Source organism: Microbacterium sp. LWO14-1.2 (assembly GCF_038397715.1).
Taxonomy (GTDB): Bacteria; Actinomycetota; Actinomycetes; order Actinomycetales; family Microbacteriaceae; genus Microbacterium.
Map to the genome: position 1 here is coordinate 3,169,512 of NZ_CP151633.1, position 19,235 is coordinate 3,188,746.

At 70.2% G+C, this 19,235-nt stretch carries 20 protein-coding genes and 1 tRNA gene; 13 read left to right on the forward strand and 8 right to left on the reverse strand.

Going from position 1 to position 19,235, the window contains the following annotated elements:
- Positions 1 to 4: 4 nt before the first annotated feature.
- Complete coding sequence (gene ligD / locus MRBLWO14_RS15260; RefSeq protein ID WP_341933953.1) at positions 5 to 1,960, reverse strand: non-homologous end-joining DNA ligase; 1,956 nt, start codon at positions 1,958 to 1,960, stop codon at positions 5 to 7.
- 59 nt (positions 1,961 to 2,019) lie between these two features.
- On the opposite strand from ligD, the gene MRBLWO14_RS15265 reads away from it, so the two are divergent.
- Positions 2,020 to 2,889: a Ku protein gene (locus tag MRBLWO14_RS15265; protein WP_341933954.1), complete on the forward strand. Its 870-nt coding sequence runs from the start codon at positions 2,020 to 2,022 to the stop codon at positions 2,887 to 2,889.
- Positions 2,890 to 2,908: 19 nt separating this feature from the next.
- Here the strand turns inward: MRBLWO14_RS15265 and MRBLWO14_RS15270 are convergent, their stop codons facing one another.
- Complete coding sequence (locus MRBLWO14_RS15270; RefSeq protein ID WP_341933955.1) at positions 2,909 to 3,679, reverse strand: VTT domain-containing protein; 771 nt, start codon at positions 3,677 to 3,679, stop codon at positions 2,909 to 2,911.
- 66 nt (positions 3,680 to 3,745) lie between these two features.
- Positions 3,746 to 3,827: transfer RNA gene (locus MRBLWO14_RS15275), tRNA-Leu, on the reverse strand.
- A 119-nt stretch (positions 3,828 to 3,946) separates the two neighbouring features.
- On the opposite strand from MRBLWO14_RS15275, the gene MRBLWO14_RS15280 reads away from it, so the two are divergent.
- From MRBLWO14_RS15280 to MRBLWO14_RS15310, 7 genes are read left to right on the forward strand one after another with little or no spacing between them, the layout of a single operon-like run.
- Entirely contained in the window at positions 3,947 to 5,134 is a 1,188-nt protein-coding gene (locus MRBLWO14_RS15280) for an ATPase, T2SS/T4P/T4SS family (RefSeq protein ID WP_341933956.1), read from the forward strand.
- Complete coding sequence (locus MRBLWO14_RS15285; protein ID WP_341933957.1) at positions 5,131 to 5,994, forward strand: type II secretion system F family protein; 864 nt, start codon at positions 5,131 to 5,133, stop codon at positions 5,992 to 5,994. The genes MRBLWO14_RS15280 and MRBLWO14_RS15285 overlap by 4 nt, the downstream gene beginning before the upstream one ends.
- Entirely contained in the window at positions 5,991 to 6,929 is a 939-nt protein-coding gene (locus MRBLWO14_RS15290) for a type II secretion system F family protein (protein WP_341933958.1), read from the forward strand. Before MRBLWO14_RS15285 ends, MRBLWO14_RS15290 begins: the two co-directional genes overlap by 4 nt.
- Before the next feature lie 20 nt (positions 6,930 to 6,949).
- Positions 6,950 to 7,147 (forward strand): hypothetical protein, encoded by a 198-nt coding sequence (locus tag MRBLWO14_RS15295; protein WP_341933959.1) that lies wholly within the window; start codon positions 6,950 to 6,952, stop codon positions 7,145 to 7,147.
- Positions 7,148 to 7,160: 13 nt separating this feature from the next.
- The gene (locus MRBLWO14_RS15300) at positions 7,161 to 7,556 is read left to right on the forward strand and encodes a TadE/TadG family type IV pilus assembly protein (RefSeq protein WP_341933960.1); all 396 of its coding nucleotides are present in this window, start codon (positions 7,161 to 7,163) and stop codon (positions 7,554 to 7,556) included.
- A complete protein-coding gene (locus MRBLWO14_RS15305) occupies positions 7,546 to 7,980 on the forward strand; it encodes a TadE family protein (protein ID WP_341933961.1) in 435 nt (144 codons plus the stop codon). Before MRBLWO14_RS15300 ends, MRBLWO14_RS15305 begins: the two co-directional genes overlap by 11 nt.
- Positions 7,977 to 8,387: a pilus assembly protein TadG-related protein gene (locus MRBLWO14_RS15310; protein WP_341933962.1), complete on the forward strand. Its 411-nt coding sequence runs from the start codon at positions 7,977 to 7,979 to the stop codon at positions 8,385 to 8,387. The genes MRBLWO14_RS15305 and MRBLWO14_RS15310 overlap by 4 nt, the downstream gene beginning before the upstream one ends.
- Positions 8,388 to 8,623: 236 nt before the next feature.
- Here the strand turns inward: MRBLWO14_RS15310 and MRBLWO14_RS15315 are convergent, their stop codons facing one another.
- A complete protein-coding gene (locus MRBLWO14_RS15315; RefSeq protein WP_341933963.1) occupies positions 8,624 to 9,175 on the reverse strand; it encodes an NUDIX domain-containing protein in 552 nt (183 codons plus the stop codon).
- Positions 9,172 to 10,401, reverse strand: coding sequence for an MFS transporter (locus MRBLWO14_RS15320; RefSeq protein WP_341936213.1), 1,230 nt, complete (start codon positions 10,399 to 10,401; stop codon positions 9,172 to 9,174). Before MRBLWO14_RS15320 ends, MRBLWO14_RS15315 begins: the two co-directional genes overlap by 4 nt.
- A 108-nt stretch (positions 10,402 to 10,509) precedes the next feature.
- Here MRBLWO14_RS15320 and prfB point away from each other — a divergent pair, with 108 nt between their 5' ends.
- Positions 10,510 to 11,619, forward strand: coding sequence for a peptide chain release factor 2 (prfB, locus tag MRBLWO14_RS15325; RefSeq protein WP_341933964.1), 1,110 nt, complete (start codon positions 10,510 to 10,512; stop codon positions 11,617 to 11,619).
- Positions 11,620 to 11,693: 74 nt separating this feature from the next.
- Here prfB and MRBLWO14_RS15330 read toward each other — a convergent pair whose 3' ends face one another.
- On the reverse strand, positions 11,694 to 13,262 hold the full coding sequence (locus tag MRBLWO14_RS15330) for a DUF4352 domain-containing protein (RefSeq protein WP_341933965.1): 1,569 nt from the start codon (positions 13,260 to 13,262) through the stop codon (positions 11,694 to 11,696).
- A gap of 156 nt (positions 13,263 to 13,418) precedes the next feature.
- Here MRBLWO14_RS15330 and ftsE point away from each other — a divergent pair, with 156 nt between their 5' ends.
- The 3 genes from ftsE (at position 13,419) to smpB (ending at position 15,949) form a co-directional block, all read left to right on the forward strand.
- Positions 13,419 to 14,486 (forward strand): cell division ATP-binding protein FtsE, encoded by a 1,068-nt coding sequence (ftsE, locus tag MRBLWO14_RS15335; RefSeq protein ID WP_341933966.1) that lies wholly within the window; start codon positions 13,419 to 13,421, stop codon positions 14,484 to 14,486.
- Positions 14,483 to 15,397 carry a permease-like cell division protein FtsX gene (gene ftsX, locus MRBLWO14_RS15340; protein WP_341933967.1) on the forward strand — a complete coding sequence of 305 codons (915 nt, stop codon included), beginning with the start codon at positions 14,483 to 14,485 and terminating at the stop codon, positions 15,395 to 15,397. The genes ftsE and ftsX overlap by 4 nt, the downstream gene beginning before the upstream one ends.
- Positions 15,398 to 15,472: 75 nt before the next feature.
- The gene (gene smpB / locus MRBLWO14_RS15345; RefSeq protein ID WP_050722832.1) at positions 15,473 to 15,949 is read left to right on the forward strand and encodes an SsrA-binding protein SmpB; all 477 of its coding nucleotides are present in this window, start codon (positions 15,473 to 15,475) and stop codon (positions 15,947 to 15,949) included.
- Here smpB and MRBLWO14_RS15350 read toward each other — a convergent pair whose 3' ends face one another.
- Positions 15,950 to 17,815, reverse strand: a complete 1,866-nt coding sequence (locus MRBLWO14_RS15350; protein WP_341933968.1) for a prolyl oligopeptidase family serine peptidase — start codon at positions 17,813 to 17,815, stop codon at positions 15,950 to 15,952. It lies immediately after the preceding gene.
- 52 nt (positions 17,816 to 17,867) lie between these two features.
- The gene (lexA, locus tag MRBLWO14_RS15355) at positions 17,868 to 18,554 is read right to left on the reverse strand and encodes a transcriptional repressor LexA (protein WP_096713658.1); all 687 of its coding nucleotides are present in this window, start codon (positions 18,552 to 18,554) and stop codon (positions 17,868 to 17,870) included.
- A gap of 291 nt (positions 18,555 to 18,845) precedes the next feature.
- Here lexA and MRBLWO14_RS15360 point away from each other — a divergent pair, with 291 nt between their 5' ends.
- On the forward strand, positions 18,846 to 19,208 hold the full coding sequence (locus MRBLWO14_RS15360; protein ID WP_341933969.1) for a LysM peptidoglycan-binding domain-containing protein: 363 nt from the start codon (positions 18,846 to 18,848) through the stop codon (positions 19,206 to 19,208).
- Positions 19,209 to 19,235: the final 27 nt, after the last annotated feature.

The following is a 19,235-nucleotide window of genomic DNA, read 5'->3' on the forward strand; positions in this document are numbered from 1 at the left end:
GCGTTCAGGACTCGATGACGACCTCGTCGGGGCTCTTGTCAGGGCGCAGGCCCCGCCACCGGGCGTGTCGCAGCACGCCGTCGGGGGTCCAGTTCGCGAACTCGACCTCGCCGACGAGCTCGGCGCGCACCCACAGCGCGTCCGAGGAGTCAGGGGCGGGCACGCCGTCGAGCGGTGCGTCCTTCACCCGCAGCGGAGCGAGCCGCGCGAGCAGGTCACGCAGCATCCTGTCGGTGAATCCCGTGCCGACGCGACCGACGTAGCGCAGGCCCCCGGCATCCGGCACAGCGAGGAGAAGCGATCCGAACGTGCCCTCGCGGTCGCCCTTGCCGGGTCGGATGCCGACGATCACCGCCTCCTGCATGCGGGTGTTCTTGAGCTTCAGCCACGCCGGTGAGCGTTGCCCGGCGCGGTAGCGCGACCGCGGATCCTTCACGACGACGCCCTCCAGTCCGAACTCGTCGCTGGCGGCGAGAGCGGCGTCGACGTCGTCGAAGACCGGCGGCACCTGGATCGGGGCGTCGAGGTCTGACACCACGTCCTCCAGCAGAGTCCGGCGTTGCGACAGCGGCAACGAGGCGAGGTCGTGGCCGTCGAGGCGCAGCAGGTCGAACACCATGTACACGATGGGGGTGCGGACGACCTCCCGCTCGATCTCCCGAGGTCGAGTGAGGTGCATGCGGTTCTGCAGCAGCGAGAAGCTGGGCCGGCCGTGCGAGTCGAACGCGACGATCTCACCGTCGAGGATAGCGTCGCCGACCGGCAGGAACGGGGCGCCGTCGGCCGTGAGCTCCGGGTACCGCGCAGTGATGTCGGTGCCGCTGCGGGCGTGCAGGCGCAGCCGTCCGTCGCTCCACGTGCCGAGTGCGCGGATGCCGTCCCACTTCACCTCGACCCACGAGGGGTCGCTGAGCCCGCGGGCGATCGCCGGGGTGCCGTTCTCGGCGAGCATGGGGGAGACGGAGGCTGCGACGGTATCGCCCGCGGACGATGCTGCCGTGATGCGCGGGCGGTGCTCGGAGCGCACGCGACGCGGTGCCTCCGGCTGCTGCGCCGAGGCGGCGGCGTCGGCAGACGGACGCAGCGACGCCAGCGGATCGCTGCCCGACGCGGCGCGCTCGAGCACCTCCTCGAAGTCGAGCTGCCGCAGGTCGGGGTCGTCGAGCTCGTCCCAGGTGCGCGGGGCGGCGACCCAGGGGTGCGCGCGACCGCGCATCGAATACGGCGAGATCGTGGTCTTGCGGCCGTTGTTCTGGCTCCAGTCGAGGAACACCTTGCCGCCGCGCGCGACCTTGGCCATCGTGCTCGTCGCGAGGTCGGGGTGGTCGTTCTCGATGAGGCGCGCCACCTCCTTCACGACGGCGGAGATCTCGTCGCTCGTCTGCTGGCCGGGCAGGTTCGCATAGAGGTGGATGCCCTTGCTGCCGCTCGTGACGGGGAGCGGGTCGAGTCCGATGCCGGCGAGGATGCCGCGGGCGATGCGCGCGACCTCCGCGCACTGCGCGAGCTCGACGCCGGGACCCGGATCGAGATCGAGCACGAGGCGGTCGGGGCGCCCGGGGAGCCCGTCGGGGGTGAACCGCCACTGCGGGACGTGCAGTTCGATGGCTGCGACCTGCGCGAGCCAGACGAGCGTCGGCACGTCGTCGACGAGCGGGTAGTCCTTCGGTCCGTCCGAGTGCTCGATGGCCTGTCGCGGGATCCACTTCGGTGCTCCCGGTTCGAGCTGCTTGGTGAAGAAGGAATCCTCGGGGTTCCTGGCCGTGCCGACGCCCTCGACCCAGCGCTTCCTGGTGACCGGGCGGCCGTCGAGCAGGGGCAGCAGCTGCGGGGCGATCGCGGTGTAGTAGGCGATGATCTCGCCCTTGGTGGTGCCGGTCTCGGGGTAGACGACCTTGTCGAGGTTCGTGACGCGCAGACGGCGGCCCTCGATCTGCACGTTCTGCGCCTCCGGAGCCATGACGCCAGCGTAGTCAAGGGACTGGTTGTGACAGGTGCGACTGGTGTTCACTGGTTGGCATGAGGACCATCTGGAAGGGCGCACTGACGTTCGGACTCGTGAACGTGCCGGTGAAGGTGTACTCGGCGACCGAGGACCACGACGTTCCGCTGCACCAGGTGCACGACAAGGACGGCGGGCGCATCCGCTACCAGCGCACGTGCGAGGTGTGCGGTGAGACCGTCGCCTACTCCGACATCGACCGCGCCTACGTCGATGACGGCCAGACGGTCGTGCTCACGAAGGACGACCTCGCGGCGCTGCCCGCCGAGCGGAGTCGGGAGATCGACGTCGTCGAGTTCGTGCCGTCGGGACAGGTCGACCTGCTCACTCTCGACAAGGCGTACTACCTGGAGCCGGACTCGAAGTCGCCGAAGGCCTACGTGCTGCTGCGCAAGACGCTGGAGCAGACCGACCGCACCGCGATCGTACGGTTCACCCTGCGCCAGAAGACCCGGCTCGCCGCGCTCCGCGTGCGCGGCAAGGTGCTCGTGCTGCAGACGCTGCTCTGGGCGGACGAGGTGCGCGAGGCCGATTTCCCGTCGCTCGACGAGGACGTGCGCATCTCGAAGAAGGAGCTCGAGCTGTCGTCGTCGCTCGTCGACAGCTACTCGGCCGACTTCGACGCCGAGTCGTTCGTGGACGAGTATCAAAAGGAGCTGCGCACCCTCATCGACGCGAAGATCGAGGCCGGGGACACGTTCGACGTGTCGGACACGTTCGGCGAGGAGGATGCCGACGCGAAGAGCGGCGAGGTCATCGACCTCATGGAGGCGCTCCGCGCCAGCGTCGCCAAGTCGAAGGCGGCGCGGTCCGGCGGCAAGGACGCCGACTCCGACGAGAAGCCGAAGAAGGCGTCGAAGCCGACGTCGAAGAAGAAAGCCGGCTGACCGGCATCCGCTCCGCTCGTCAGTGCTTGCCGTCGCCGTCGAGGTCGGGCGCGCGGTCGAAGACCTCGGGCTCGAGCGCGAGTTCCTCGGCCTCCGCGGCGTCGGTGGTCGCGTCGCCGGCAGCTGCCGCCTTCTTCGCCTTGTGACGCTCGGACAGGTAGTGCCACAAGGTCACGAGCGCCGTGCCGCCGACCGCGGCGAGCAGGATGAGGTCGATGTAGCTCTCGACGAACTCGGCGACGGGCGGGATGAAGCCGATCAGGTAGCCGAACATCGTGAGGCCGAAGCCCCACAGCACGGCGCCGATGAGGTTGTACAGCGTGTACTTGCGCCAGGGCATGTGGCCGACGCCGGCCGCGACGGGCGCGAAAGTGCGGACGATCGGCACGAAGCGGGCGAGGATGACGGTGATGCCGCCGAAGCGCTCGAAGAACGCGTTCGTGCGTTCGACGTTCTTCTTGCTGAAGAGGCCCGATTCCTTGCGTTCGAAGACCGCGGGGCCGCCCTTGTGGCCGATCACGTAGCCGACTTCGCCGCCGACGAACGCGGCGAGGCCGATGAGCAGCGCCACGAACCACACATTGATGCCGAACACCCCGTGCTCCGACCCCGCGAGCGGGTGCGAGAGGAGGCCCGAGATCACGAGCAGAGTGTCGCCGGGGAGCAGGAAGCCCACGAGGAGTCCGGTCTCGGCGAACACGATGAAGCACACCACGAGAAGCGCCCAGGGACCGGCCGTGCCGATGATGGTGGCGGGGTCGAGCCAGGGGATGAGAGCGGCGTGATGCATGGACTTCCCGTCGTAGAGCTGTGTGCGGCGGCTTGGTCGTCGGCCGCCGAGGATGCGACTGATCGGTGCGGAAGGTGGGACTTGAACCCACACGCCCGAAGGCACAGGAACCTAAATCCTGCGTGTCTGCCGATTTCACCACTCCCGCGCGGTGGGATAAGTCTACTGACCGGGGCATCCGGTGTTGCTGGGGATCCGCCCGCAGCCGTATGAGGACGGTGTGGATAAGTCCCGCCGCGTGCCCCGCAACCTTGCGAGGATGCTCGGGTGATCCAGCCCTCCGTCCTCATCGCCGAACGCGTACGCGCGCGACTGCGCAGCCGGGGCATCGAACCGGCCCTCGACGCGGATGCCGCGAGGGCGGTGGCCCAGGCCGAGGTGCGTCGGTTCAACGACCTCGCGCTGACGCAGGGCGGTCTGCTCGTCGACGATGAGACCGCGTGCCTGCGAGACGTGCTCGCGTCGCTCGGCGGATTCGGTGCTCTGCAGCCTCTGCTCGACGACCCCGAGATCGAGGAGATCTGGCTCAACGGACCCGACAGCATCCACATCGCCCGTCACGGGGTGGCGGAGCGGATCGATCTGCGGTTGACGGGGGAGGGCCTGCGCGACCTCATCGAGCGGATGCTGCACTCGACCGGTCGCCGGGTCGACATCAGCCAGCCGTTCGTCGATGCCTCGTTGCCCGACGGCTCACGCCTGCACGTCGCGATCGCGGACGTCGTGCGGGGCGGTACGGCGGTCAACATCCGCAAGTTCCTGCCGCGCTACCGGTCGTTGGAAGCGCTCGTCGAGCAGGGGGCGCTGCCGGCTCAGCTCGCGAGGAGGCTCGCGGATTCGATGCGGGAGGGGCGGAGCATCGTGGTCTCCGGAGCGACCCACGCGGGCAAGACGACGGTCCTCGGTGCGCTGCTCGCCAGCTGCGTGACCGGGCAGCGCGTGGTGACCGTGGAGGAGACGTTCGAGCTCGCGCTCCAGGGACCCGACGTGGTCGCACTCCAGGGGCGACAGGCGAGTCTGGAGGGCAGCGGCGAGATCACACTGCGGCGGCTCGTGAAAGAGGCCCTTCGCATGCGCCCCGATCGGCTGGTGATCGGCGAGGTCCGCGATGCGGAGGCCCTCGATCTCGTGCTCGCCCTCAACACCGGCGTTCCCGGCGCGGCGACCGTGCACGCGAACTCCGCCGCGGAGGCGCTGGAGAAGCTCACGCTCCTACCGCTCCTCGCCGGCCGGAACATCGACCGAAGCTTCGTCGCCCCCGCGCTCGCGCGAGCGGTGGACCTGGTGGTGCACTGCGCACGAGACGCCGACGGGGCACGGCGCATCGAGGAGGTCATCGAGCCGACGGGAGACGTCGTCGACGGCCGCGTCGCGGCGCGGACGGTCTACCGGCACCTCGACGGGACCGCGCAGCCCGGCGGGTTCGGTCTCGGACGGGTGGGGGCTGCGCTGTGACCCTGTTCCTGGGAGCCGTGCTGGCTGCGGGCGTCCTCCTCGTCGCGTCACCGTGGCTGTGGCCGCGACGCGAGGACTCATCCCCTTCTCCGGTTGCGCGTCGTGGCCTTCTCGCGCGGATGCTGGAGGAGGCGGGCTTCGCCGCTGTCGCGCCTCGCACGCTGGTCGTCGTGATGGTCGCGCTCGCCGCGGCGACGGCATCCGTCGTGTGGCTGGTCATCCCGATTCCGGCGCTCGCGGTGCTCGCCGCGGCCATGGCCGCCGTCACGCCCGTGATGTTCCTGCGCGCTCGCCGCCTGCGGCTGCGCAAGCTGCGTCGCCAGGTGTGGCCCGACGTCTGCGACCTCCTGATCGCGTCGATCCGCGTCGGGCTGTCGCTGCCGGATGCCGTCGCCAGCCTGGCGGAATCCGCACCCGGGATGTTGCGGCCGGCTTTCGTCGTCTTCGCCCGAGACCTTCGCGCGACGGGACGCTTCGAATCGAGCCTCGACCGGCTCAAGACCTCGCTCGCCGATCCCATCGCCGACCGCATCATCGAGACGCTGCGCATGGCGCGCCAGGTCGGCGGGACCGAGCTCGGCGCCGTGCTGCGGGCGCTCTCGGCCTCCGTGCGCGCCGACGCCGCACTCCGCGGAGAGGTCGAGGCGCGACAGTCCTGGATCAGGGGGGCTGCGGTGCTCGGAGCGGTCGCGCCCTGGGTGATCCTCGGGCTGCTCGTGATGCGTCCGGAAGGAGCGTCCGCCTACGCAACCCCGGAGGGGGTCATCGTGATCGCGGTGGGGGCGGCCGTCTCGGTGATCGCCTACCGGATCATGATCCGGATCGGACGCCTCCCCGAGCCGGAACGGTGGTTCGGATGAGCGCCCTCTCCGCTGCGGCCGTCTCGATCCTCGGCGGAGGAGCGCTCGCCGCGGGCCTGCTGCTGATGCTCTCGGCTGTTCCGCGATGGTCGGCTGCCCCGCTGATCACGCGTCTCGCCCCATACGTGCGCGACTCGGTCGCCGACGACGCCGTGCCGAGTGCCGCGCTGCCCTCGATGCAGCGGCTTCCCGCCGCGCCACGCTCGCACCGAGAACGCCTGATGACGGTGATCGAACGCGTGCTCGGGGGGAGCGATGCGCTGCGACGTCGCCTCGCGCAGGCGGCGAGCGATGTGTCGCCGACCGTCTTCCGCAGCCGCCAGCTCGGATGGCTGGTCGCCGGGATCGGGGTGGGCGCCGCGATCGTGGTGATCGTGGTGGTCGCGGGTCGCATGTCGCCTCCGGTGGCGGTGCTGCCTCTGCTGCTCGGAGCGGGTGCGGCCATCGGGTATGACATGAGGCTCACCGCTCGCGTCGCATCCCGTCGCGCGCGTCTCGCGGACGAACTCCCGACCACGTTGGAGTTCCTCTCGCTGTGCCTCTCGGCGGGGGAGAGCCTGCTGGATTCACTCCGGCGGGTCGCTGCTGTCGGAACCGGCGAGCTCACGACCGAGCTGCGACGCGTGGTCGTCGAGGTCGGCACCGGGGCGCCCCTCGGTGATGCGCTGCGCGAGTTGGCTTCGCGCCTGGACCTGCCAGGGCTCAGCCGCGCGGTCGATCAGGTGATCGCCGCCCTCGAGCACGGGGCGCCGCTTGCCGGCGTCCTGCAGGCCCAGGCCGGCGATGCCCGGGAAGACGCCAAGCGCGTGCTCATCGAACAGGCCGGGCGCAAGGAGATCCTCATGCTCCTCCCGCTGGTCTTCCTCATCCTGCCGCTGTCGGTGCTCTTCGCCATCTACCCCGGCCTCTTCATCCTGCGACTCGGCATCGGCTGAGCGCCCTCAGAAAGGACGACATGAACGACTCCCCTCTCCGCGGCTTCCGCGCAGTGCGATGGATCCGCGACCTGCTCGACGACGAGGCCGGCGATGTCCCGGGCTGGGTGCTCGTCACGTTGATGACCGCCGGTCTCGTCGTGCTGATCTGGGCCGTCGCGGGTCCCGCGTTGAGCGCGCTGTTCGAGCAGGCGATCCAGCGCGTGTCGGGTCTGTGAGCGCGTGAAACCGATGCGCGTTCTCCGGGGTGACGACAGCGGGTCCAGCCCGGTCGAGTTCGTGCTCGTCGGCACGATGCTGACCGCGTTGACGCTCGCGGTGCTGCAGCTCGCGCTCGCGGTCTACGTGCGCAACGTCGTCCATGATGCCGCGATCGAGGGTGCTCATCATGCGGCTCTGGCGGACGTCGCCCCGGAGGAAGGCGCGATTCGCGCACGTCAGGTGATCGCGCAGACGATCGGCTCGGCCTATGCCGACGACGTCTCGGCGGCGCGGGTGGAGGAGAGCGGGCGCGACGTGGTGGTGGTGCGGATCCGCACGGCGCTGCCGGTCATCGGTCTGATCGGCATCCCCTCGGCGATGCACGTCGACGCCGAAGCCCCGGCGGAGTCGTTCGATGAGCGATGATCGCGGGTCCGCCGCGCTCGAGTTCATCACCGTCGGGGTGATCCTGCTGGTGCCGCTGGTGTACCTCATCGTCGCGCTCGGGAGCATCCAGGAGCACATGCTCGGGGCCGAGGCCGCGGCTCGTCACCTCGCGCGGGTGATCGCACTCGCGCCGGATGCCGAGACGGCGGCCGAGCACGGCGACCGTGTCGTCGAGAACATCGCCGAGCAGTACGGGATCGAGCGCGGGTCGCTGGACGTGTCGGTGACATGCGCCCCGCGCGCCGCCGAATGCCCTGCGCCCGGCGCGCTCGTGACGGTCGTCGTCGCGACGAGGGTCCCGCTCCCTCTGGTGCCGTCGGTTCTGGGGCTCGACGCCGCAGCATCCATCCCCGTCGAAGGGACTGCGGTGCAGAAGGTGTCCCGTTTGTGGGGAGCGCCATGACTCGGGGAGATGAGGCCGGGAGCGTGCTCCTGCTCACCCTCGGGTACGCCCTGCTCGCCCTCGCCCTCATCCTGGTCGCCGTCACCGCGACCGACCTGTACATCGCGCAGAAGCGCCTCGATGCGCTCGCCGACTCCGCCGCGCTCGCCGGAGCGGACGGCTTCACGGTCGAGGTGGAGGGTGACGTCGTGCACGCGAGGCTCACCGACGGGGGAGTGCGCGAGCAGGCGACAGCCGTGCTCGAGGGGATGCCGGGGCGGGCCGCGCTCGTCGCCGCGACCGCGCCGGACGGACTCTCGGCCCGGGTGACGATCGCCGCGGACTGGCACCCGCCGGTCGTCTCGCTCTTCGTCCCGGAGGGCGTGCACCTCGAAGCCACCGCCACGAGCCGCACCGCGCTGCGGTGACGGATCCGCTCTCCTCGGTCGCGGGAAGAGGTCAGGGGAAGAGGTGCCCGAGCACGTACCAGTCCCCGGAATCGAAGGCTGCCGCGACGAACGGGACGATGGCCGGATCGATGCCCGGGGCGAGCCGCGTCCAGAGCACCCTCGCAGCCGTCAGGTCACGGTTGCGATCTTCGCGCGGAGCTCCATGAGGAGGAATATATCGAGGCGCTGTTACCGGCGCCAGGGCCGCCCGCGATTCAGCCGCGCAGCCGCGCGAGCGCGTGCTCCACGCGGCGGTGGAACTGGGGCGGCACCTCGTCGGGGAGTGCGTCGATCGGCCACCATCGCACGTCCTCCGACTCGTCACTGACCCGCAGCGCGCCCTCGTCGGCGACGACGAACACGACCCCGACGTCGAGGTGTGAGGCGCACCGGCCGAAGGCGGCGGACAGCTCGTGGTGGTCGAGGTCGTAGACGAAGGAATCGCCGGGCGGCGGGGCCGCGACGCCGGTCTCCTCCCGCAGTTCACGGAGCGCGGCATCCGCTATCGACGCGTCGCCGGGTTCGAGGTGACCGCCCGGCTGCACCCAGAAGCGCCCCTTGCCGTGGAACACGAGCAGGATGCCGGAGAGCGACCGATCGAAGACGAACGCCGACGCCGTCGCATGGCGGGGTCCGTCGTCGCGCTGCACCGGTCCGTCGTCGTCGGAGAAGAAGGAGGCGAAGTCCTCCTGCACCACTCGATCCTGGTCCGAGGTCACCGGGAAGCCGGCGACCAGACGGCGGATGTCTGCGCCGAGGGCGCTCATGCGTCATCCTTCGTCCGCGGCACGAACCGGGGGATCCAGCGGATGAAGCCCACCGCACCGACGAGTCCGATCACGCCCATCGCGGCGGCGGCGATCGGCAGGGAGGCGACGGCGGTGATGCCCGACACGAGGAGCGGAGCGGCCGCGCCACCGGCATCCGTGAGCGTCCGCCACGAGCCGAGGAACGCCGCCGGCTCGCGCTTCGGGGCTACGTCCGCCCCCAGGGTCAGCAGGATGCCGCTGGACAGCCCGTTGCCGACGCCGAGGACGGCGGCGAACATGCCGAACCACAGCACCGCGGCATCCAGATCATGGGTGAGCGACAGCGCGACGAAGCCCGCCCCCATGAGGAGCATCGCAGGCATGGCCGCCCAGAGTCGCCCGAACCGGTCCATCACCTGTCCGCTCGCGTAGAAGAGGGCGAAGTCGATCGCTCCGGAGACGCCCACGACGAGCGCGATGGTCGAGGCGTCGAGTCCGAGCGAGAGACCCCACAGCGGCAGCACGACCTGGCGGGCAGAGCGCACGGCAGACAGCGATGCGGCGGCGAGGCCGAGGCGGCCGAGCACTGTGCGCTGCAACCACATCGTGCGGAAGATGCCGGCGCGTTCAGCGGTGGGGATCGATCCGCTGACCGCCTCACCCGAATCCGACATCAGGGGAGCGGTGCGCACCGCGGTGGTCGGAGGGATCGTCTTCTCGGGGTCGGGTCCGAACAGCACGAGCACGACCATCACGACGAGGCAGGCGAGGAAGAACCAGATCGCCGCGATCTCGGACCCGAACAGCTGCAGCAGGCCGGCGGCCACGAACGGGCCGATGAAGACCCCGAGGCGGAAGCTGCCGCCCAGCAGCGACAGCGCCCTCGCGCGGAATGCGATCGGCACGCGGGTCGTCATGAACGCGTGCCGCGCGAGACCGAACGCCGCCGCGCAGAAGCCGAGGAGGAAGACGGATGCCGCGAGCACCGCGGGCGACGGGGCGAACACCATGCCGACACCCGCCCCGATCGCGACGATGCCGGCGATGACCATGGTGTACCGCTCGCCGATCCTCGCGACGGCCCAGCCCGCGGGCAGGTTGCCGCACAACTGGCCCACGACGAGCGCCGAGGCGACCAGGGCGGCGAAGGCGACATCCGCGCCCATCGAGGCGGCGATGACGGGGATGAGAGGGATGACCGCGCCCTCGCCGAGGGAGAAGAGGATCGTCGGGAGGTACACCATCGGCCCGAAACGCCTCAGGACCGTGGATGCACCGCTCACTCCCTTCACGCTACTCCCGTTCACCGGGCGTCCCCGTCCGAGCAGGCGGCACGTTAGGCTGGATGCGCCATGCTCGAACTCGATCTCTCCGCCGACATCCAGGCCCTCCGCGTCACCTACGGTGACATCCGCGAGGTCGTCGATGTCGATGCGCTCCGCTCCGACATCGCCAAGCTCAGTGAAGAGGCCGGCGCTCCCGACCTCTGGGACGACACCGAGCGCGCACAGAAGGTCACGAGCGCCCTCAGCCACCGCCAGTCGGCCCTCGCGCGCGTCGAGGGCATCGGCCGCCGTCTCGACGACCTCGAAGTGCTCGTCGACCTCGCGAACGAGATGGGCGACGAGGACTCCGCGATCGAGGCCCGCAACGAGCTCGCCGCGCTGACCGAGGTCATCAACCAGCTCGAGGTGCAGACGCTCCTCGACGGCGAGTACGACGAGCGCGCCGCGATCATCACGATCCGCTCGGGCGCCGGCGGCGACGACGCCACGGACTTCGCCGAGATGCTCATGCGCATGTACCTGCGCTACGCCGAGCAGCACAAGTACCCGGTCAAGGTCATGGACACGTCGTACGCGGAGGGCGCCGGCATCAAGTCGGCGACGTTCGAGATCGACGCGCCCTACGCCTTCGGCACCCTGTCGGTCGAGGCGGGTACCCACCGTCTCGCACGCATCAGCCCGTTCGGCTCGGCCGACAAGCGTCAGACGTCGTTCGCCGCCGTCGAGGTCATCCCGCTCATGGAGGAGGCGACCGAGGTCGACATCCCCGAGGGCGACATCCGCGTCGACGTGTTCCGCTCGTCGGGCCCCGGCGGCCAGTCGGTCAACACGACCGACTCGGCCGTGCGCATCACGCACCTCCCGACCGGGATCGTCGTGTCGATGCAGAACGAGAAGTCGCAGATCCAGAACCGCGCCGCCGCGATGCGCGTGCTGCAGACCCGCCTCCTGCTGCTGCAGAAGGAAGAGGAAGCAGCGAAGAAGAAGGAACTCGCGGGCAACATCACCGCGAGCTGGGGCGATCAGATGCGCTCGTACTTCCTCTACGGCCAGCAGCTGGTCAAGGACCTCCGCACCGGACACGAGTCGGGCAACCCGGCAGCGGTGTTCGACGGAGACCTCGACGGTTTCATCTCTGCCGGCATCCGCTGGCGCAAGCGCAAGGAAGAGGACTGAGCGCCTCAGTCCTGCCGCACTGAGAGAGGGCCGGAATCCCCGCGGGGATTCCGGCCCTCTCTCGTCGTCGGGGCTCAGCCGGCGGTCGGGGTGACCGTGATGCGCGCGACCTCCTGGAACATCTCGTCCGTGACGATGACGGTGTACGAGGCGCTCTGCGCGACGTCGAACGTGACCTTGCCGCTGATCGAGTCGCCGGCCTCGAGGTCCTCGCTGCTGAGCTGGCCGTCGGCGAAGAAGTCGTACGTACCCTCGGCGCCCTCCGCCGTCTCGATCGCGAAGTAGATGGGGTTGACGTAGCTCGTGCCCTCGAGACCGGTGACGGTCACGTCGAGGATGACGAAGCCGCCGTTGGTCGACGGGATGCTGGAGCCGTCGCTCGTGCTCCACGTCGCGGACGTGACGGTGATTTCGCTGGCGCCGGAGTACTGCTCGATCGTGATGGGCTCGCCGAGCGTGCCCTCGACGACCTCGGGCGGGGTCGAGGTGCCGTCATCGGAGTCGTCCGTGCTGTAATCGCTCGACGGCGGTGCGCTCGGAAGGTCGCGCACCACGCCGGCGACCGTCGAGATCGCGAAGACGAAAGCCATGACGACAGCGATTACGGTCCCCACGACCGAGAGCACGATACCGGCGATGCCCGGCCACTTCCTGCCCTTGAGGAACACCGAGATCAGCGACACGATGAAGCCTGCGGCGAGCAGGATCCAGCCGAACACGAACGTGAACGGGATGCAGGACAGGATCGTGCCGAGTGCAGCGGCACCGAGGCCGATCAGACCCACGATCGAGAGCGGCGCGGGCGCTGCGGGGGCGGCGGCATACGGGTATCCGCCGGGGGCGCCGTACGCGGGGGCTGCGGGCGGGTAGGCGCCGCCCTGATAGCCCTGCTGGGCCGCACCGGGGTACGACGGTGCGCCGCCGTACGAGGGCGCCTGCGGCGGCTGGGGTGCCGGTGCGGAACCGGGGTACGAGGCTGCGGCCCCCGGGTAGACGGGCGCGCCCGCGTACGGCGGCGCACCGCCGTCGACAGGCGCGGTCGGGCCGGTCGAGCCAGGAGCCGTGAAGGGCGTGGTCGGCTGTGTGCCGTAGCCGGATGTGTCCGCGCCATCCGCTGCGCTCGGCGCAGACCACGACGGCGTCGACTCGGGTGCGACGACCGTCTCTTCGGCCGGCTCCGCCGCAGCGGGCGTCGAGTCCACGGGGGCGGTCTGCTCAGGAGCGGTCTGCTCGTGCGCCGCGGGCTCGTGCGCCGCGGGCTCGTGCGCCGCGTGCTCGTGCGCCGCGTGATCGGTCGCGGCGGGCTCGGCGGAGGGAGCGGGAGCGCCCGTCGACGGCTGCTCCCATGCGCCGCTCTCGACGGCCGAGATCGACTCGACTGCGGCTGCGGTCTCGGCGGCGGCGGCCGACTCGGGCACGCTTGCGTCGGCGTCCGACTCGGGCACGCTTGCGTCGGCGTCCGCAGAGGCGCCGGCGTCCGAGGCGCCGACGATCGAGGCGTCGGCGACCGGCGAGTCCGCGGTCTGCTCGGCGCCGGAGTCCGCGGCATCCGCGGCCGGGGCGAAGTGCTCCGTCCACTGCGTGCCGTCCCACCAGCGCTGACGTCCGGATCCGTCGTCGTACCAGCCTGCGGGCGTCGTCATGGGGTCCCCCTCGAATCATCGTCCGTGCGATCGGCACGGATCGGCATCGCCGCTGTATACCGGCACATCATGTATAGCAGTGCGCCACGACGCGCAGGGGGCCACAGGGGTGTCGCTCGCGGGCAGGGGAATCAGCGCACTTAGGCTCGTATCGCCATGATTCGGTTCGAGAACGTCACGAAACGCTATCGCGGGACCACCAGGCCCGCGCTGTCCGGCGTCGACTTCGAGGTCCAGCGCGGGGAGTTCGTCTTCCTCGTCGGTGCCTCCGGGTCGGGGAAGTCGTCGTGTCTGCGGCTGATCCTGCGCGAGGACGTACCCACTTCGGGGCGCGTCGCCGTGCTCGGTCGCGACCTGCGCTCGCTCGCCAACCGCAAGGTCCCCTACTTCCGCCGGCACATCGGGTCCGTCTTCCAGGACTTCCGCCTCCTGCCGTCGAAGACCGTCTATCAGAACGTGGCGTTCACCCTGCAGGTGACCGGATCGTCGCGCGGCTTCATCCAGCAGGCCGTGCCGGAGGCGCTCGCCCTCGTCGGCCTCGACGGCAAGCAGAAGCGGATGCCGCATGAGCTGTCGGGCGGCGAGCAGCAGCGCGTCGCGATCGCGCGTGCACTTGTCAACCGTCCGCAGGTGCTGCTCGCCGACGAGCCGACCGGAAACCTCGACCCCGCGACCTCGGTCGACATCATGCAGCTGCTCGCCCGCATCAACGCGGGCGGTACGACGGTGCTCATGGCCACCCACGAGGCGGCGTTCGTCGATCAGATGCAGCGGCGCGTCATCGAGCTCCGCGACGGCGTGATGGTGCGCGACGAGGTGCACGGCGGCTACGGCGACACCTCTCAGATCCCGCGACTCGTCCCCGAAGAGGTGCGCGGAGCCGCTGCGGCCGCCGCGCTCACCGCCGTACAGGAGGTGCAGCGCCAGACGGCCGACCTGTCTGTCGTGCGCGCCGCTCTCGCCGAGGAGCTCAGCGCACAGCGCAAGGCGGCTGCGGCCGCGCCGGACGCCGTGCCCACGGCATCCGAGACGCCGGAGGCGCAGGCAGTGCCCGCCGAGCCGTCGGTGGAGGAGGCGACGGTGGTGCCGGAAGCACCTGCCGCGCAGACCCCGCCGCGCACGCATCCCATCGTGCTCCCCGAGGTCGACGTCGCCGAGTTGGGGGTCGCCGATCGCCTCGGCCTCTCGGATGACGGCGACGAGAAGGTGGGGCCGACGTCATGAGAATCGGACTCATCCTCACGGAGGCCCTCGTCGGCCTCCGCCGCAACATCTCCATGGTCATCTCCGTCGTGCTCGTGACGTTCGTGTCGCTCACGTTCGTCGGCGCCGCGATCCTCATGCAGTCGCAGATCGGGACCATGCGCGGCTACTGGTCGGAGCGCGCGCAGGTCGCCGTCTACATGTGCTCGTCGATCTCGGAATCGGACACGTGCATCGACGGCGCGGCGACGGAGGATCAGGTCACCGCTGTCCGCGACCAGCTCGAGGGCGACGCGCTGTCGCCGCTCATCAACGAGGTGACCTTCGACAGCAAGGAAGACACCTACGCCAAGCTCGTGGCACAGCTCGGTGAGGAGCAGGCCAGCGTCATCACCCCCGACCAGGCCTTCGAGGTCTTCTTCGTCACGATGAAGGACCCGGGGCAGTCGCAGGTGATCGCCGAGGCGTTCAGCGGCGTCGCCGGGGTGGAGCAGGTGCGGGACCAGCTGCAGTACCTCGAGCCGCTGTTCTCGGCGCTGACCGTCGCGACGTACATCGCGGTCGGCATCGCCGTGCTCATGCTCATCGCCGCCATCCTGCTCATCGGGACCACCATCCGCCTCTCCGCGTACGCGAGACGCAAGGAGATCGGGATCATGCGTCTCGTCGGCGCCTCGAACCGATTCATCCAGACGCCGTTCGTGCTGGAGGGCGTGTTCGCCGCCTTCCTCGGCTCCGTGCTCGCGAGCGCGGCGGTCGTGGCGGGCGTGCACTTCGGCGTCAACGGCTATCTCCGCGGCCGGGTGCCGTTCATCACCACCTGGATCGGGATGCAGGATGCCGCGGTCGTCGTGCCCGTGCTGATCATCATCGGCGTCGTGCTCGCCGCGCTCTCGGCGGGCTTCGCGATCCGCCGGTGGCTTCGCACCTGACCCGGCGCGGTATAGACTGACAGGCTGCTCGGTGACGGATCGCGTCACCGACGTCGTCACGCACAGGAGAGAATCATGCCCAGGGAACGCGGGGAGAAGGTCATCGCGACCAATCGTCGCGCACGTCACGACTACAACATCGAGAAGTCGTACGAGGCGGGGATGGTGCTCACCGGCACCGAGGTCAAGTCACTGCGTCAGGGACGCGCGAACCTCAGCGACGGGTATGCGTTCGTCAAGGGCAACGAGGTGTTCCTCGACGCCGTGCACATCCCCGAGTACTCGCAGGGTCACTGGACCAATCACTCGGCCAAGCGCATCCGCAAGCTGCTGCTGCACCGCGAGGAGATCGCGAAGCTCGCGCACGCCGTCTCGGCGGGCGGCTACACGCTCATCCCGCTGAAGCTGTACTTCTCCGACGGACGCGCCAAGGTCGAGATCGCGCTCGCGAAGGGCAAGCGCGAGTACGACAAGCGTCAGACGCTCCGCGAGCGGCAGGACACGCGCGAGGCGGAGCGGGCCATGCGCCTGCGCAACCGCGTCGGCGAGTGATCAGCCCGCCGGTCTGAAGCCGAACACCCGGCCGAGGAACGCGAGCTCCCGCTCCAGTGCGTCGACGATGGTCTCCGCGGCGCGGAACCCGTGTCCCTCCGTCGGGTACAGCACGTACTCGTGTTCGACCCCGCGCGCTGCCAGCGCACCGCGGATCGCCTCCGATTGCGCCGGCGGCACCACGCGGTCTTCTCCGCCCTGCATGAGCAGCACCGGCACGTCGATGCGATCGGCGCGCGTGAGCGGTGAGCGCTCGACGTAGAGGTCTTCCGCCTCGGGGAGCGGACCGACGAGCCCCTCGATGTAGTGCGCCTCGAAGTCGTGGGAGTGCTCGACGAGCATCCGCAGGTCCGCGACGCCGTATCGGCTGATTCCGGCCGCGAACGTGTCCCCGCGCACGAGCGCCGACAGCACCGTCCAGCCGCCGGCGGAACCGCCCTTGATCGCGATGCGTGCGGGGTCGGCGAGCTCCGCCTCGACGAGCCCGCGCGCCGCAGCGATCACGTCGTCGACGTCCACGACGCCCCACGCGCCGTCCAGGCGCTCTCGATACGCGCGCCCGTACCCGCTCGAGCCGCCGTAGTTCACGTCGAGCACCCCGATGCCGCGACTCGTGTAGAACGCCATAGCCGAGGACGTCGCGCCGGTTACGTGGGCGGTCGGACCACCGTGCACGAGAACGACGTACGGCGGCAGCTCTCCCTCGGGGGCGATCGCCGACGGGTGGGCCGGTGGGTAGGCGAAAGCGTGCACGGGGCCGTGGAGGCCGTCGACGACGAGGGGGGATGCCGTGGGCATCCACGCCGGGTCGACCGGTGCGCCACCGGCGACGGCCTCGACCGCGCCGGTGTCGACGTCGACGAGCCAGAGACCGGGAGCGGACGTCGAACTGCTGCCGGAGAGGAGGATGCGCGTTCCGGCGACGTCATCGACGCTGACGTGGCCGTCCGGCGGGACGGTCAGCGGGCGAGCGCTGCCATCGGAGGAGATCACGACCACCGCGTCCCTGCCGTCGGTCCGCACCGCGACGAGGCGACCGTCGTCGAGGGGCTGATACCAGCGGTTGCCGAGCACCCAGAGTCCGTACCCCGTGTCGGCGTCCACATCGGCGGCGGTCACCGGCTCTGGCGTCCCGTACCGCCCGTCGGCGTCGACGCGCACCCTGTGCAGGGCCCACCGCCCGGACGGGTCATCGGCGACCACGAGTTCGTCGTCGCCCGTCCACTCGGGCTGCAGAGCGGCGCGCGTCGGCACGACGGTGGTGAGAGAGCCGTCGGTGACCGCGAGACGCGCCGACTGCCACGGCATCCGTGTCGCGTCCCACTCGACCCAGGCGACCCGGTGTCCGTCCGGACTCGGTGCGGGGTGCGCGAAGAAGCCGTCGCCCTCGACGATCACCCGCACCGCGCCGGGATCGTCTGCGGCCGATCCGTCGACCGGGATCTCGACGACGGCGCGCCGGTGCGGCTCGACGGTCAGATCCTCGCGCACCGCGAACAGCCGCCCCCGCTGCACGCGCAGACCGCCGTGGACAGGGCCAGGGGCTGTGAGGACTGCGGGCTCGCCGCCGCGCGGCATCCTCCGCACGCGCTGGTCCTTCGCGTCGACGAAGTAGAGCGTTCCGTCGTGGTCGGCCGCCCACGCGCCGCCGCCGTACTCGTGAACGCGGGACCGTGCGCTCCACGGCGCCGGGAGGATCTGGTCGCCGGTCGAGCTCCGGACGGTGACGCGACCGCTTTCCGATGGGACCGACTCGCCCCACCAGACCTCGTCCCCGACGAAGCGGGCGCCGTCGATGCGCGGCGACGACGCCGCGACGGATGCCGGAGTGAACGGTGAAGGCCAGGAGCCGAACGGTGCGGACATGCCTCCGAGCCTAGGCGGAGCCGGCCGGCCGGTCGGCTCCGGCCGGAAGACCTCAGACGGCGCGCAGGACCGCGACGACCTTGCCGAGCACCACGGCCTCGTCGCCGAGGATGGGCTCGAACGCCGAGTTGCGCGGCAGCAGCCAGGTGTGGCCGTCGCGGCGGCGCAGCACCTTGACGGTGGCCTCGCCGTCGAGCATCGCGGCGACGATCTCGCCGTTCTCCGCGCTGTTCTGCGAGCGGACGACGACCCAGTCGCCGTCGCAGATGGCGGCGTCGATCATCGACTCGCCCGAGACCTTGAGCATGAAGAGGTCGCCCTTGCCCACGAGCTGGCGGGGGAGGGGGAAGATCTCCTCGACCTGCTGGTCGGCGGTGATCGGCACGCCGGCGGCGATGCGGCCGACCAGCGGGACGAGGGCGGCGTCGCCCACCGGGGTCGCGACATCGGCCGGGTTCTCGGCGCCGGTGCCCGGCAGATCGATCAGCACCTCCATGGCACGGGTCTTGCCGGGGTCGCGGCGCAGATACCCGCTCAGCTCGAGCTGTCCGAGCTGGTGGGTGACGCTGGAGAGCGACTTCAGCCCCACCGCGTCGCCGATCTCGCGCATGCTCGGCGGGTAGCCGTAGCGGCTGATCGACGTCTGGATGACCTCGAGGATCGCCATCTGCTTGGGGCTGAGGCTCTTCCTCCGCCGAGTGCGCGGCGCCTCGGACTCGGGGGCGGAGATCTCGCTCATGGTGCTCCTCAGGTGTGCGGTATCGCGGTCCGGATTCGAATGTCGGTGGCCCGTGATGGGGTGTGCGTATCGAAACCGTATCCGAGAATCACGCCGATCTGGAATATCTGTTCGAGCGTGTCGGCTGATTCGGAGAACGGGTTTCGAAGAACTCTTGACAGACATTCGAATTCGAAGATACCTTCGGAACGTAGCTTCGCATTCATGACTCCCGGCCGAGTCGCGAATGCGAACGCTACGCCAACTTCATCGCTGATGCAGACGCACAGCGGTAGAGCAGAGGAGCACCAGATGACCACCATTACCTTCAGCACTGCAGCGGTCCTTCCGGCACGTCCGGCGACGCGGCTCCGGCTGACGGCGCGCGGTCGTCGCTTCCTGCTCGCTCTCGCCGCCGTCCCGCTCGCCGGGGGCATCGCGTTCGCGGCTTTGAGCGGGGGCACGGCCCTCGCCTCGAACGAGAGCGTCGCGACGGCATCGTTCGAGACGGTCACCGTGATGCCGGGCGACACCCTATGGTCGATCGCCGAGAGCGTCGCGCCTGGTGCCGACCCGCGAGAGGTCATCGGCGACATCACCCGCCTGAACGTCCTCCAGGGCGGTGCGCTCCAGATCGGCCAGGAGATCGCGATCCCCGCGCAGTACTCCGAGTGACGTCACCCGGCAGCCGGGCGCCACTGC